At 72.2% G+C, this 15,221-nt stretch carries 8 protein-coding genes; 1 reads left to right on the forward strand and 7 read right to left on the reverse strand.

Annotated elements, in window-relative coordinates; genetic code table 11:
• The first annotated feature begins 835 nt into the window (after positions 1-835).
• Positions 836-3,748, forward strand: a complete 2,913-nt coding sequence (locus O7623_RS02075; RefSeq protein ID WP_282226870.1) for a glycoside hydrolase family 48 protein — start codon at positions 836-838, stop codon at positions 3,746-3,748.
• A gap of 287 nt (positions 3,749-4,035) precedes the next feature.
• Here O7623_RS02075 and O7623_RS02080 read toward each other — a convergent pair whose 3' ends face one another.
• The 7 genes from O7623_RS02080 to O7623_RS02110 form a co-directional block, all read right to left on the reverse strand.
• Positions 4,036-5,133, reverse strand: coding sequence for a hypothetical protein (locus O7623_RS02080; RefSeq protein ID WP_282226871.1), 1,098 nt, complete (start codon positions 5,131-5,133; stop codon positions 4,036-4,038).
• Positions 5,134-5,341: 208 nt separating this feature from the next.
• Entirely contained in the window at positions 5,342-6,103 is a 762-nt protein-coding gene (locus O7623_RS02085; RefSeq protein WP_282226872.1) for a DUF3159 domain-containing protein, read from the reverse strand.
• A gap of 41 nt (positions 6,104-6,144) precedes the next feature.
• A complete protein-coding gene (locus O7623_RS02090; protein ID WP_282226873.1) occupies positions 6,145-8,472 on the reverse strand; it encodes a DUF3488 and transglutaminase-like domain-containing protein in 2,328 nt (775 codons plus the stop codon).
• Positions 8,469-9,641 (reverse strand): DUF58 domain-containing protein, encoded by a 1,173-nt coding sequence (locus O7623_RS02095; protein ID WP_282226874.1) that lies wholly within the window; start codon positions 9,639-9,641, stop codon positions 8,469-8,471. Before O7623_RS02095 ends, O7623_RS02090 begins: the two co-directional genes overlap by 4 nt.
• Positions 9,642-9,652: 11 nt before the next feature.
• Positions 9,653-10,648 (reverse strand): MoxR family ATPase, encoded by a 996-nt coding sequence (locus O7623_RS02100; protein WP_282226875.1) that lies wholly within the window; start codon positions 10,646-10,648, stop codon positions 9,653-9,655.
• Positions 10,649-10,745: 97 nt separating this feature from the next.
• Positions 10,746-13,418: a fibronectin type III domain-containing protein gene (locus tag O7623_RS02105; RefSeq protein WP_282229288.1), complete on the reverse strand. Its 2,673-nt coding sequence runs from the start codon at positions 13,416-13,418 to the stop codon at positions 10,746-10,748.
• 266 nt (positions 13,419-13,684) lie between these two features.
• Positions 13,685-14,758 carry a tetratricopeptide repeat protein gene (locus O7623_RS02110; RefSeq protein ID WP_282226876.1) on the reverse strand — a complete coding sequence of 358 codons (1,074 nt, stop codon included), beginning with the start codon at positions 14,756-14,758 and terminating at the stop codon, positions 13,685-13,687.
• Between the last annotated feature and the right edge of the window lie 463 nt (positions 14,759-15,221).

A 15,221-nucleotide genomic window follows, 5' to 3' on the forward strand; every position in this document is an offset into this window, starting at 1 on the left:
GGCGTGTGACGGTCCAGGCGTCGGCCGGACGGCGGCCCGGGTTGCCGGGTCGACCGATTCCCCGGGGTGATCGGAAAACTAGTGTGGGGACGGGGAGGGCAACCCCCGTCCCCACCATCAGTTGCTTTCACGCACGAGCGGTTTGGCGTCCAGGTCGTGCGTGACGCGCGGGAGCCGGGCCACGCGAGTGGCTCTGGATCCACCTCCTCTCCCGGGTGGTGTCCGCAACTGTCGGCGGAGTCCGGGCTGGCCCGCCGGCAGTTGTGCGTCCGGTAGCGGCACCCCGCCTCCGACGGCGGCGCACCGCAAGCGCGGTGTAGCATCAAGTGTTGCCACGTCTGTCGATGGAAGCGCTCCCATCGACGTTGGTTTTGGACTGTAGTCCCCGTCACGGGTTTGTGAAAGACCCAAAACGAGATCGAAACATGTCGGTGGCGTGTGTGGTGGGGGTGGCCGGCGTCCGCCTGGGTGGCGAACGCCCAGCTCGGACCGGCGGGATCCACGTCCGGCGGCCGGATCGTCGATGTTGCCACTTGCTGCGGGAGCGCTCCCATGTAACACTGTCGACCATCGCGGTGGGAGCCAGCAGACCGCGCGACAGGGGTAGCCGAGGGCATCCGACGTCACGTCGGTACGGCACACCAGGTACATGTTCCGGAGCCGCCGGTGAGGCGCTTCCGGCCGTACGTCGACCCCGGTCCGGGACGGGAGCCACCAACCAATCCGGCGCCATGCGTCCCACGCGCTGCTCCACGACATCGCCCACCGCGCATCAGGCGCCAAGCCGAGCCGTACCCCCACTGTCTCGGCCTGGTTCGCGAGGAGAACCCCGCACATGAGATTGACCGCTACGAGACGACGGCTGGCGATGCTGGCCGCCGGCGCGATGGTCGTCGGAGGTGTCGCCGTCGTCCCCGGCGTCGCCAACGCGGCCACCGCCTGCAACGTCGTCTATGCGACCAACGACTGGAACAACGGCTTCACCGCCAACGTGACGATCGAGAACCTTGGCGACCCGCTGACCGGCTGGACCCTGCGGTTCACCTTCCCCGGTGGCCAGCGGGTGACACAGGGCTGGTCGGCCAACTGGACGCAGTCCGGCAACGTGGTGACCGCCACCAACGCCGGCTGGAACGGCAATCTCGCCACCGGCCAGTCGACCAACATCGGCTTCAACGGTAGCCACACCGGGTCGAACCCCAAGCCGACCTCGTTCTCCATCAATGGTGTGACCTGCAACGGCGCCCAGCAGAACCAGCCACCGACAGTCGGCCTGACCGTCCCGTCAGGACCCTTCACCGCCCCCGCCGACGTGCCGCTGACCGCGACCGCGAGCGACCCCGACGGCACCATCGACCGGGTCGAGTTCTACCGCAACGGCCTGCTGGTCAACACCGACACCACCAGCCCGTACCAGTACGTCCTGGAGGACCTGCCCGCCGGCAGCTACACGGTCCAGGCCCGGGCCTACGACAACGCCGGCGCCTCCGCGACGGCCGAGCGGGCCTTCACCGTCGGCCAGGCCAACCCCGGCCCGACATTGGTCGCGACCCCGTCGTCGGTCAGCGTGGACGAAGGCGGCAGCTCCACCTTCAACCTGCGGCTGAGTTCGGCGCCGACCGCCAACGTGCCGGTCACCCTGGCCATCGCCGGTGACAGCAGCATCACCCGGTCCCCGTCGTCGGTCACCCTCACCCCGAGCAACTGGAACACCGGGGCGACGGTCACCGTGTCGGCCGCCGAGGACGAGGACACGGTCAGTGGTACGGCCACGATCACCGCGTCGGCGAGCGGAATCGCTCCCCTGTCCATCGTGGTCACCGAGATGGACAACGACTCGACCGGTGGTGACAACGACTACATCGAGCGCTTCCTGGAGCAGTACGGCAAGATCAAGAACTCCGGGTACTTCAGCCCCGAGGGTGTGCCGTACCACTCGATCGAGACGTTGATCGTCGAGGCACCGGACCATGGCCACGAGACCACCTCCGAGGCGTTCAGCTTCTGGATCTGGCTGGAGGCCAGCTACGGTCGGGTCACCGAGAACTGGGCACCGTTCAACAACGCCTGGACGGTGATGGAGCGGTACATCATCCCCGGCACGGCGGACCAGCCCACCGCTGGCGTCGCCGGCACCCCGCAGTACGCCGCCGAGTACCTGCAGCCGAACCAGTACCCGTCCCGACTGGACCAGAACGTACCGGTCGGCGTCGACCCGCTGCGCAACGAGCTGCAGTCGGCGTACGGCACGGGACAGATCTACGGCATGCACTGGCTGCTCGACGTCGACAACGTCTACGGCTTCGGTCGCTGTGGCGACGGCACCAGCCGGCCGGCGTACATCAACACCTTCCAGCGTGGCCCGCAGGAGTCGGTCTGGGAGACCGTCCCGCAGCCGTCCTGTGACACCAAGGCCCACGGCGGCCCGAACGGCTACCTCGACCTGTTCGTGGCCGAGGACAACGCCCCGGCGTCGCAGTGGAAGTACACCAACGCCCCGGACGCCGACGCCCGCGCGATCCAGGCCGCCTACTGGGCACTGATCTGGGCCCGTGAGCAGGGTAAGCAGGCCGACGTCGCGGCGACCGTGGCCAAGGCCGCCCGGATGGGTGACTACCTGCGGTACGCGATGTTCGACAAGTACTTCAAGCGGATCGGCAACTGCGTCGGCGCTTCCACCTGCCCGGCCGGCACCGGCAAGGACTCGGCGCACTACCTGATGTCCTGGTACTACGCCTGGGGTGGTGCCACCGACACCTCGGCGGCGTGGTCGTGGCGGATCGGATCCAGCCACAACCACTTCGGCTACCAGAACCCGTTCGCCGCCTGGGCGCTGACCAACGTGCCCGAGCTGCGCCCGCGTGGTGCCACGGCGAACCAGGACTGGACGCAGAGCTTCAACCGGCAGATGGAGTTCTACCAGTGGCTGCAGTCCGCTGACGGCGCGATCGCCGGTGGTGCCACCAACAGCTGGAACGGCTCCTACGCCCAGCCGCCGGCCGGCACCCCGACCTTCTACGGCATGTACTACACGGAGCACCCGGTCTACCACGACCCGGGCAGCAACGAGTGGTTCGGCATGCAGGTCTGGTCCCTGCAGCGGGTCGCCGAGGTCTACCACGTCACCGGTGACGCCCGCGCCAAGCAGATCCTGGACAAGTGGGTGCCGTGGGCCATCTCGCACACCGACATCGGCACCGGCGGGGACTTCTCCATCCCGTCGACCATGGAGTGGAGCGGCGCGCCGGACACCTGGAACGCGACCAACCCCGGCGCCAACAACAACCTGCGCGTCGAGGTCGTCGGCTACGGGCAGGACGTCGGTGTCGCCTCCGCCTACGCCCGGACCCTGATGTGGTACGCGGCGCGGTCGGGTAACACCGCCGCCCGGGACACCGCCAAGGGCCTGCTGGACGCGTTGCACGCCAACGCCGGCCCCAAGGGTGTCACCACGGTGGAGACCCGTGGCGACTACCGCCGCTTCGACGACGTCTACAACGCCTCCACCGGGCAGGGCCTGTACATCCCGAACGGCTGGTCCGGGACCATGCCCAACGGTGACGTGATCGAGCCGGGCAAGAGCTTCCTCGACATCCGGTCCTTCTACAAGGACGACCCCGACTGGCCCAAGGTCGAGGCGTACCTCAACGGTGGACCGGAACCGCAGTTCGAGTACCACCGGTTCTGGGCACAGGCGGACCTGGCGATGGCCTACGCGGACTTCGCCCTGCTGTTCCCGGACAACTGATGGACCGGTGTCCGGGTGGGCGGCCGGCCCCGCCCACCCGGACACCTCACCACCGCATCACCGCATCACCGCATCACCGCATCACCGCATCACCGCATACCATCCGCCCCACTCGCGGTCGGGCACTCCGGTGACGGAGCGCCAGGACCGCCCGCAGACGGCCTGATTCCCACGGTCAGGCCCGCCCGTGGTGGGTCGGCCGGGACTGGACAACGCAGCGGTCCCGGTCGGCCCACCACACCTTCGTGTGGACGACACGCCGGCAGGCAGCCGTCGGAAACCTCGCGTCAGCGCCGGTAACAGCGCCAGCTGAACGGATCCCGGCGGTCACCGGCCTCGGCGTACGCCGGTTCCCCGTACCGCGTCACGCAGGCCTGACCGACGTCGAGGTCGCGGTCGTCACTGGTCCACGGCCGGACACACTCCCAGTCGTTGCCGGACCCCGGCCAGCTCCTGGGCCAGGCCATCCACGGGCCGCCGAAGCGCTGCTTGCAGTAGTCGTCGAGCATCCGGCGCAGATCGTCGTCGCTGTCGGGGCCGAGCCGCACCGGCGCGGCCGCCGGGGGAGCCGCACTGGTCGGCGGCGGCGTGGGCACCAGAGTCGGCGCCACAGGAGGGGCCGCCGACGACGGCGGCCGGGCGACGCCCTGCGGGTCACCCGCCGGTGCCGCCGGTTCGCCGTCGCGGCCCGCCCCAGCCGCCGGTGACACCTCAGTCGTCTGCGGGGTCGGCGGCGGTGCGGACTCGCTGACCGTCGGTACCGGTGGCGACGGGGTCAGCGACGAGTCCGCCGGAGTCCAGGTCAGTCCGCTGCCGGACACGAATGGCGCCGAGCAGAGCAGCACCACCGTCGCGACCGCGCCCGCCGCCGCCACCCACCCGTACCGCCGGACCACCGCGATGAACCGGTCCGGCTCGTCCGGTGGTGCTGTCGGCATCGGCCGGCTCGACGCGCCCGCCGGGGCCGGTGCAGGGGCCGGGGTCGGGGCTGCTGCGGTGGTGACGCCCACCGGCTCCGGCTCAGGCACCGGTTGTGGTGCCGGCGGCGCCGGTTGTGGTGCCGGCGGTGGGTCGGCCGACGCGGCTGCAGGGGCCGGCGAGGCCGAACGGTTCGCCGCCGGCGCGGACCTGGGTCGGACGACCGGCTGCTCCACGGTCGGCTCGTTGAGCCCGTCAGCCGCACGGTCCTCCGGACCACCCTGCCGCTGCGGTGGACCGCCCGGCCGGCGGACGATCGGTTGTTCGGCCGTCGGCTCGTCGTAGCCCCCGGCGGCCACCCGGCCGCCGAGCACGTTCAGCTCGACCGTCGGTTGAGCGAGGGCACCTTCCGCGGCCGGGCCACCGCGTCCAGCGGCACCAGCGGGGTCAGCGGGTTTCTCGGCCACGAAACGCCGGCCTCCTCGGACAGGGACATTGGGACAGCGACGTCACTCTAGTCACACCCGTGGGGCGGTGGTTCAGGCGGCGAGCCTGTCGGCATCCGCAGATCGGCCGACCGGTCCTCGCCGGACGGTCCGGTGCCGGCACCCGGGCGGCCCGGTCCCTGGACCGGTCAGTGGGGCAACATCGCCCGAGCCCTGGTCGGGGGCAGCGTCAGGTGCCCGGCCGGGAAGCACCGTCGGCGGTGTCGATCTCGGCGGCCGGCTGCCGGGCCGGCCGGGGTGTCGTGACCGGTGCCGTGGCCGGCGACGAGTCAGCGGGGGACACCGCACCGGACCGGGGGTGACGCAGTCCAGGGTGCGTGGCCGGCAGCGACCGGCGGACCACCCACCAGCTCACTGCCAGGCAGGTGGCGACCAGCGGCCAGCTCAACCCGGCCCGGGCGACCACCAACGCCATGACCTGGTCGGCGAGGTAGAGCGGGACGAAGACCGCGACCCGAACGACGTACTGACCGACCCACACCCAGCTGCCGCGACCGTACGCCCGCAGCAGCTCCGGGTCGCGTCGCCACCGGCCGCGCTGGCCCAGCACCCCACCGACCACCACACCCAGCAACGGCCAGCGCACCACGATGCTGACCATCCAGACCAGCGCGCTCGCCGCGTTGGACAGCACCTGCAGCAGGAAGAAATCGGTGGCCCGGCCGGTGTAGAGCGCGATGATCGCCGCCACGCAGACCGCGAGCAGCCCGATCAGTACGGAGCGGGGCCGGTCGTCACGGCGCAGCCGCAGGGCCGCGATCAGCACACCGGTCGCGACCGCCGCGATGACGCCGATCCAGATCGACTGCCCACCCAGCGCCCACCCGAGCCCGAACGCCACCGGCGGCGCGGTCGCGTCGATCGCGCCCCGCCGACCGCCGAGCAGCTGTGCCAACGACTCTGTCCGGGTGTCCTCCGACGTTGCGGTCATCGTTCCGCCTCCCGCCCACCAACGCTTAGGTAAGCCTAACGTCAGTGGTGACCGCGCCGGTACGTCGGCGACCCTCGTCGGTGCCAGCGCAACGGCCCCGGATGCAGCGACCAGAGGATCCGTCGCCACCACGGGCGGCGCGACCGCAACGCTGTCACGTACTCGGTGGCGTACGTCCCGGCCTGGGCCGCCTGCGTCTGGTCGGCCTGCCCGGGCGCGAACGTGGCGAGATTCACCACTTCGGCGAGCGGCGCCAGGTTCGGCAGCGGCCCGCCCGGCAGCGACCCGCTGTGCCGGGTCACCTCACTGGCGGACAGATGCGCGCCGGCCGGATGACCGGCGAGCCGCAGGGCGTCGACCACCTCCAGCCAGGCACCGGCGATCCGGTCGGCCGGTGCCCCGACTGCCAACCGGTGCCGCCGCTGCCGGCGGCGCAGCGCCAGCAGCGCGACGGTCCCGCCGGCGACCGTGGCGACGATGACGCCGCCGACGGTGGCGATCAGCCATCCGTCGCCACGCGCGGGGGGCGGCCCGCCGGCCGCCGCCGACGGGGGAGTGGGCGCCGCGTCGACCTCGGGCAGCGACGTCGGCTCCACCGGCGGCGTCGACTCGACCGGTGCCGGCCGGAAATCCTCCTCGACCGGGCGGGGGGTGGTGTCCGGTCGGGGCAGCGGATCGAACGGTACCCAACCGACACCGGCGAACAACACCTCCGGCCAGGCGACCGCGTGCACACCCTGCACCGTCCCGCCCCCGGGCGGCCCCACGAACCCGACGACGACCCGGGTCGGCAGACCCATCAGCCGACCGAGCAGGGCGTACGCGGTGGCGAACTGCTCAGAAGTGCCACGTTGGCCGCCGGCATCGCGCGGGCCGAGCAGGAAGAAGCCCAGATTCGGGTACGCGTGCCCGCTCGGCGCGTCGGCGACCAGCCGGTAGTGCTCGGCGAGGAACTGTTCGGCGGCCAGCGCACGCTGATACGGTGCGCCGTTGTCCTCGGCGAGCTGCCGGGCCAGCCGGCTGATGTCGGCTGGTACGCCGTCGGCGACCCGCAGCACCCGCGCCACCGACTCTCCGGAGGGTACGTCGGCCGTGGTCAACGTGTTCAGCGCCGGCCGTGGCGGCACCGACTCGACCTCGTAGGTCACCCCGGCGGCGAGCCCTTCCGGGTGCAGCAGGGTGCCGCTGGACGCGTCGTAGGCGATCCGGATCCCGTCCACCCGTGACGGCGTCGGCATCGCGGGCAGCAGCCGACCGGTCAGCTGCGCGACGGTGATCCGCTGGTGGACCGGCCGACTCTCGGCGTCCGCCAGCGTGATCGGGTCCGACGGGGACTCCGGCAGGACCCGGCCGGCGTTGCGGTAGGTGCCACCGACCCGCCAGGTCACCCCGTCGTAGTCGTGCAGCACCGCCAGCCGTAGGCGTGCCGGGCCGGCCTGCACCGCCGGCCCGCCCGGCACCTCGCCGCTGTCGCCGCCGACGGTGACCTGTACGTCGAACAACGGCTGGTCCGGGTTGAGTGCCCAGCCGGAGATCCGGCTCAACGGATTCTCGTCGAGACTGTCCACCTGCGGTGGGGTGACGTAGCGCCGGGGATCGACGCCGGTGGTGGAGATCCGGGCGACCAGCACCGGGGCGGTCAGCGCCACCACGAGCAGCACCGCACCGGCGCCGGCGGCGGACAGCACCGCCGAACGCAGCCGCAGCGCGCCGACCCTCGTCGGCGTCGGCCGGCCCTCGCCCGACGCCGACGCGACGCCTGCCCGCGCCGCCGCCGTCCCACCGTCGCGCGCCTCGGCGGTGAGAGCCAGGCCGAGCGCCGTCGCCGCGATGAAGCCGACCGCCGGCCAGTGCGCCGGCTCGGCGTTCGGGCCGACGACGAACACGGCGGCGCCGAAGAGCACCACCGGTGGCAGACAGCCGAGCAGCATCCGCCGACCCCGGACCGCGAGCTCGGTCGCGGTGAAACCGGCGAGCCAGCTGGCGACGATCGGCACCAGCACCGTGTCCGGCACCGGCTCCATCGGGATCATCGCGGTCAACAGCCGGGGGACACCGTTGACCGCTGCCTCGGCCAGCAGCGCCGACACCGGACCGGGCAGCTCGGACCGACGTGCCGTCCACCAACCGGCGGCCAGCAGGTAGCCAGCCATCGACACCACCGACAGCGGAGCCACCTGCCAGTTCGGCAGTCGCCGGGCCGCCGTGCCGACCACGACGGCGCTCCCGCCGGCCCCGGCGACGAGCCAGGCGGCCGTCGGCCCGTCGTAGATCCGCCCGAGCAGGGCCGCCGCGCACCCGATCAGCACGATCAGCACCGCCGGCACCGCCAGCCGATCGACCACACCTCTGCGCCGGACACCGTTCACCGGGCACCCACCGCGTCCCAGCCGGCGGCGAACTCGGCACCGTCGGCGGCGTCGACGACCAGGACGCCGGCGAGCGGCACCGTGCCGGCTCCGGCTACCGGGTCCGCCGTACCCGTGATCCGACCGACCAGCACCACCGGGAACACCGCCTTCAGGGCCCCGACCCGCGCGACGGCCTCGCCGTCGCCGGCACCGGTCAGGTAGACCAGTGTGTCGCCCGGCCGTTGCTGACGCAGCTGGTCGCAGACCTGCCGGACCGGGTCGGGCCCGACGAGGCGCCCGGCCGGGGCCAACGTAACTGCGGCCAACCTGTCCAGCGGGTGGCCGTCGACGGGCGGCTGGTCCACCACCATCCGCAGCAGCACCGGCAGTTCCGCCCGGATCGCGGCGTCGACGACCGACGCGGCGGCCTCGCAGGCCGCCTCGAAGGTCAGCGAACCGTCGCTGGTGCTGTCCGGGTGAGCGAGCGTCCGGTTGTCCAGCAGCACCACCAGCCGGGGCAGGCTGGTGTCCACCTGCTCACGCACCATCAGCTGGCCGATCCGGGCACTGGTGCGCCAGTGGACCCGGCGGAGCTCGTCGCCGACGACGTACTCCCGCAACGAGTCGAAGGTGATGCTGCCGTGCGGGACCCGGTCGATCTGCCCGTCGAGGCTGCGGGCGACCCCGGCCGGCACCGCCCGCAACGGGTGCACCTGCGGCCGGACCCACACCTGGACCGGGTCGCCGTACCGACGGGCCAGAGTGACCAGCCCGAACGGATCCCGGCGCGACACCCGCAGCGGGCCGACCGTCAGCACCGCGCGCCGGTCGGTCGGCACGGTGTAGCGCACCGTCGTCTGCGCCCCGGGCCGGAGTCTGACCAGCGGCACCGTGAGCCAGCGCGGTCCGCAGCGCTCCTCGGCGAGCAGACTCGCCGACCCCCAGCGGCGCTGGTTGTCGACCACCAGGGTCGCCACACACTCCTCGCCCCGGTTCACCCGGTCCGGCTGCACGCTGCGGCGTACCGCCAGACGCGGCTGCCAGGACACGGCGCCGGCGGCGTAGCCGATCACGACCAGCCCGGCGGTGCCCAGCAGCACCAGCTCGGCGTAACCGAGCACAGAGCCGACGGCGGTGAGCAGCGCCGATGCGACGCCGAGGCCGAGACAGCGGGACGTGACGGTCATGGCGGCCGGGCTCAGACCGGCGTCGGCGCGGGCTGACCCGAGGGCAGCGGCACCGGTACCGCGCGGATCGCCTCGGCGAGCACCTCGGCGGCGGTGACGCCCCGCAGTTGGGCGTCGGCGGTGAGCAGCAGCCGATGGGCGAACACCGGCTCCACCAGTGCCTTGAGATCCTCCGGCAGGACGAAGCCGCGCCCGTTGACGAGCGCGTACGCGCACGCGGCACGGGTCAACGCGATCACCCCCCGTGGACTGACCCCCACCCGGACCTGAGGATGCGACCGGGTGGCGGTGGCCAGCCGGACGGCGTACCCGTAGAGCGGGTCGGCGATGTGCACCCGCTGGGCCAACCGAATCAGCTCACCGACGGTGGCGGTGTCGGTGACCGCCTCCAGCGCATCGGGGGAGCGCAGCGTGGCCCCACGGAGCACCTCGATCTCGGTCTGCTCGTCCGGATAGCCCACCGACAGCCGGACGAGGAAACGGTCCAGTTGCGCCTCCGGCAGCCGGTACGTGCCATCCATCTCGACCGGGTTCTGGGTGGCGACGACGAGGAACGGCCGGGGGACGGCGTGCCGTACCCCGTCGACGGTGACCGTCCGTTCCTCCATCACCTCCAGCAGCGCGGACTGGGTCTTCGGGGAGGCCCGGTTGATCTCGTCGGCGATGACGATGTTGGCGAACACCGGCCCCGGGTGGAACTCGAAACCCTGGGTCGACTGGTTGAAGATCGTCACCCCGGACACGTCGGCCGGCAGGAGGTCGGGGGTGAACTGGATGCGCCGCCAGTGGCCGTGCACCGTGGCGGCGATCGCCCGGGCCAGCGTCGTCTTGCCCACTCCCGGTACGTCCTCCAGCAGCACGTGCCCCTGGGCGAACAGGGCCGTCAACGCGAGCCGGACCACCTCGGGCTTGCCCAGCACCACGGTGGCGATCCGGTTGGCGAGGCGGGTGGCGACCGAGGCGAAGCCGGCCACCTCGGACGGGGTCAAGGGTGCGGTCGCGGTCACGGGGTCGTTCTCCTCGCCGAGCGGATCGTGGCCGGTCGGGTGACCGGCTGGGCGTGCTGGGCCAGGGCGGGCCGACCGGACCACCCTGGCCGGGTGGTCAGCAGGTGGGCAGAGCGTTCAGGTTGTCGCCGCCGGCCAGGTTCAGCCAGGCCCATGGGATGTAGTTCTGGCCGGAGTACTCGACCCGGATCCACCAGGTGCTGGCCTTGTTCCCGTTGTAGATCCAGGCGTCGACATGCTCACCGGAGCGCCGGCACAGCGCGGTCAGCCGGGTGCCGTTGGGTACCCAACCCACCTGACGATCGTTGTCCTGCTCCGGCACGGAGAAGATCTCGTTGCCGTTGCGACCGGCCACGTCGGAGTCGCAGTACGTGCGCTGTTCGCCGTCCGGTCCGTTGACACAGGTAGCGGTCCCCTGCAGGGCGGCCGTCGCCCGGGTGTGGTTGGCGGTGCCGGTGCCGGCGGCGTTGCTGGCGCGGACGGTGAGGGTGTACGACCGCCCCGGCCACAGCCCGGTCACCCGGATGCTGTCGCACCCGCCGGTGACGGTCTGCCCGCCGTCGACCCCGGCACTGCAGCTCGGCTGCCCGCCGCCGGCGTCGACGGTGAAGGCCAGGGTCACCGAGTTGGTGTCGGCGGTGGCCCCGGTGACGGTGACCTTCGGCGGTGCGACGGTCCGGGCGGTGGTGGTGACCGCCGGTCCGTCGCCGGCCTCGTTGACCGCGTGGACCGACACCGGAACGTCGGCACCGTCGCCGAGCCCGGTGACGGTGACCCCGGTGCCGTCGGCGACGTCGGTGCGTCGGTCCCCGGCGACCACGACGTACCCGGTCACCGGACGGCCGTTGCCGGCCGCCGGCTGCCAGCCGACCCGGATCGCGCCGCGCTGGTCGGCGACGGTGGTGGCGGTCACCACCCCCGGTTCACCGGGAACCGTGAACGGCACGACCGAGTTGCTCAGCGGCGATGCCGTCGAGTGGGCACCCTGGTCAGTGACGGCGACGACGGTGAACGCGTACTGCGTGCCGTAGTCGAGGGTGCCGGGCGCGACGACCAGTTCGGTGCCGTCGGCGTCGCCAGCCGGTGCGTCGGCCTGCGCGGACACGGCGGTGACCGCGTACCCGGTGACGGTGTTGCCCTGACCGTCGGCGGCCGGCCAGCTCACCAGGACCGAACCGTCCGGGCGGGCCTCGGCTGTGACACTGGTCGGGGCGTCGGGAACCGCAGCGGTGGGCACGACCGGATTGGACTCCCGGCGCGGGCCGACGCCTTCGGCGTTGACCGCGTGTACGGAGAACCGGTAGGTCTCGCCGTTGGTCAGCCCGGTGACGTCGAACGACCGCTGGTTGGCACCGACCTCGACGGTGGTTCCAGCACCGGTGATCACGTACCGCAGGATGCTCGCGCCGTTGTCCGGCGCCGCGCGCCAGGTGATCCGCGCCGTGGTGTCCCCGGCGGCGGCGGTGACGTCGCGCGGGGCGCCCGGCGGGCCGACCGTCGGTGCCGGCGGCGGTGGCGGTGGCGGTGGCGCCGGTGGCGGGTCACCGCCGAGGATGTCGTTGGCGTACTTGTCGACCTCGTGCACCTGGTGCTGGTCGGTGACGACCCGGGCGGTGGCCGCGTCGGGCGCGTTGATGAACAGATGGTTCTCCCGGACCTCCAGCTCCAGCGGCCCGGCCGATTCGGGGATGCCGATCGTCGTCGACGCCGCGCCGGAGGCGTCGAAGGCGTAGACCTCACGGGCGCGTTCGTCGGCACAGTAGATCCGGCCGGCCCAGGCGACCGCGGCCCGCAACGCCGTGCCCTCGCCCGGCACCGTCAACTCGCTGACCGCGCCGGCGGGGTCGATCATCAGCACCCGACGTCGCTCCGGCACGGTCACCACGAGCTGATCGCCGGCGGACCGGGTCGGCATGATCCCCGGACCCCGCAGGTCCAGACGGACCTCGCGGGTGGTGTCGCCGCGCAGCAGGGTCACCGTGCCGGCCGTGCGGTTGAGCACCGCGACCCCGTCGTCGAGTGCGGACAACGCGAGCTCGTTGCGGGGCGGCGCGACGGCGACCGTCCGGACCAGGGTGGGCCCGGGCAGCCCGGTGGTGGCGTCCGGGGCCGTCGGCGTCGCCACCGGCAGGGAGGAGTCGAAGACCGTGGCCGGAGCGCCCTGCGCGGGCGCCTCCGGCAGCGGGGCGGCGGTGATCGCCGACACGGTGCCTTCGCTCGGCACCCCGATCCACAGTCGTCCGGCCCCGTCGAAGTACCCGCCGGTGATCCCCGGGGGGTAGCGCACCGGTTCACCGACCGGCTGCAGCGACCTCGGGTCGATCTGACGGACCACCCCCTGCACCGCGTCGACGATGAAGGCCGCGTCGTCGTGCAGGGCGACGCTGACACCGAGGCCGGTGGTGCTGCGGGTCGTAGCGCTGATCTGCAGGGTGGCGAGATTGAGGGAGCTGATCTGACCGGTCGCGAGGTCGCGCAGGACGAGGAACTGGTCGGTCTGGACGATCTGCATCTGATGGCTGCGGGAGTCGGCGACCTCCACCCGGGTGTCGACCCGTCCGGTCAGCCCGTTGACTCTGGCCAGCTCGCTGCGCGCGGAACTCCACAGCCAGGAACTCGCGTCGTAGCCGGCGACCGCGTGGTCGGCGGCGCCGAGCCCGAGCACGGTCAGACCCATCCCGGCGATCAGGGCCGTCACCGTACCGATCGTGACCAGCGCGCCCCTGCCGCGCAGCGGCCGCCGGACCGCCGCCGCAGTGCCCTGCGTGATGCCTCTGCCGGTACGCGACACAGTCGCTCGCCTCCCGTGACGTCGCCGGATCGTCCGTTGTGCCCCATTGTCGGCCGCCGTTGCCCTGTCGCCACTGCCGATCACGTCGGACGACGCGTACACCCAGGCTGGCCGCAGGCCATCCTATGGGCCCTGCGGTCAATGCGTAAAACCCGCGCACCCGCCCTGTGGACAACTGTCGGACCCGGTCCGCCGAATACGTACGGCATTCACGTCCATGCAGGCCAGCCCGGGGATCCCGGCGCTCAGTCCGGATTCTGGCGACCCGTGCACACCTGATCGGACGGTAGGTACTCGTCGGCAGAGTAGACAGCCAGCACCGCGAAGCAATAGTCGGCTTCGGGATTCAGACCGTTGACGGTGAACGTCGTCGTGCCGGGTGGAACCGTGGCCAACGCACCGAGTTGCTGCCCGCTGCGACCACTGGCCACGATGAACGGCACCGTTCCGGCGGTCGGATCGGTCCAGTTGACCGTGATGGCCGTGCGGTCGTCGACGAGCCGTACCCCGGTCGGTGGGTCGGCCGCCGCGTCCACCGGGTCAGACCCTTGCGGTGTCCCGGCCGGGCTGGTCTGCCGGTCGAGCAGGACCGTCATCCCCACCATGACCACGACGACGGCGGCGATCACTGCGGCCGCCGCAGCGCCGATCGCCACCACGGCCGGTACGCCGGACGTGCCTCGGACGTTCGGTGCCGCAGGGGCGGCGACGGGGTCGGGTGGCAGCGCGAGCGGCTGGCCCGGCGCGGCCGGCGCGAGGGCGTGACCCGGTCGGGGCAGCCCTACGGGCGGCTCCGACGGTGCCTGTCCGGGTGGCGGTACCTGTCCGGGTGGCGGTGCCTGTCCACCTGACAGTGGCTGCTCGGGTGGCGGTGCCGGTGGTGCCTCCGGCGACCACTGGCGGAGATGGCGCAGCGCCTCGGTCACCTGCCAGTGGTCGGCGCCGAGCACCGCCGCGCCGACGCTGGCGACCCGCTTCATGTTGCGGCGAGCCTCGTGCCGGTTGCCGAGCTCGTCGGCGACCAGGCCCAGGTCGAACGCGATGGCGAGGATGGCGGGATGGGTCTCGCCGAGACGGCGTTCGCCAGCGGCCAACGTCTCCTCGAGCACCCGGCGGGCCGCCGACGGATCACCCTGGGTCCGGTACAGGTTGGCAAGCAGGTGGCCGGTGCGCAGCACCTCGGGGTCGTCGTCGCCGAAGGTGCCGCGTCCGGCGGTCAGCGCGCGATGCAGGTAGTCGACCGCGCCACGTAGCTCGCCCGCGTCGCGCATCGCGCCCGCAGTTCGACGCACCTCGGTGAGGGGGGAAGGTTGTGCCACGCCGCCATGCTGCCGGTCGACCACCCCGTCGCGCCAGCGCCACGCGCCATGCTCGACGCGAACAAACATCGTCCTGACTGATGACACAGTGCTGACTCCGGCCGGACCGACGCGGTGGGACGGGTCTGCGGAGTCGGTTGCGGTGGCGACCCGGCGGCACACCCGGGTCTCGGGTGATCCGACTGACGCGCGAGGCTGTGCGGACAGCTGTCCGACGGTGTCCGTCGCCCGCACGTTCCATGATGGACAGCTGGTGTTCACTGGTCGCTGCGGTCGGTCAGCTCTCGGTCAGTTGGCTCGAAACTGACCGCGCAAGATCCAGTTTGTTGGTCGCGGGAATTCACACCGCCGTAACTGAACGCCGCTAGGTTTCTCCGAGGAGTGACATCCAGGGATGGAAAATCTTCGCTCCAGGCTGCCGTGACGACACGATTCTCCGGCGGTCAGCACAGTATCCGCCGAC

The sequence above is a fragment of the Solwaraspora sp. WMMD791 genome (assembly GCF_029581195.1).
Classification (GTDB): domain Bacteria; phylum Actinomycetota; class Actinomycetes; order Mycobacteriales; family Micromonosporaceae; genus Micromonospora_E.

Bases quoted from the DNA above. Each gene is read 5' to 3' on its own strand.
- O7623_RS02075 (WP_282226870.1), top strand. From the start codon at position 836: ATGAGATTGACCGCTACGAGACGACGGCTGGCGATGCTGGCCGCCGGC.
- O7623_RS02095 (WP_282226874.1), bottom strand. From the start codon at position 9,641: ATGACCGTCACGTCCCGCTGTCTCGGCCTCGGCGTCGCATCGGCGCTG.
- O7623_RS02085 (WP_282226872.1), bottom strand. From the start codon at position 6,103: ATGACCGCAACGTCGGAGGACACCCGGACAGAGTCGTTGGCACAGCTG.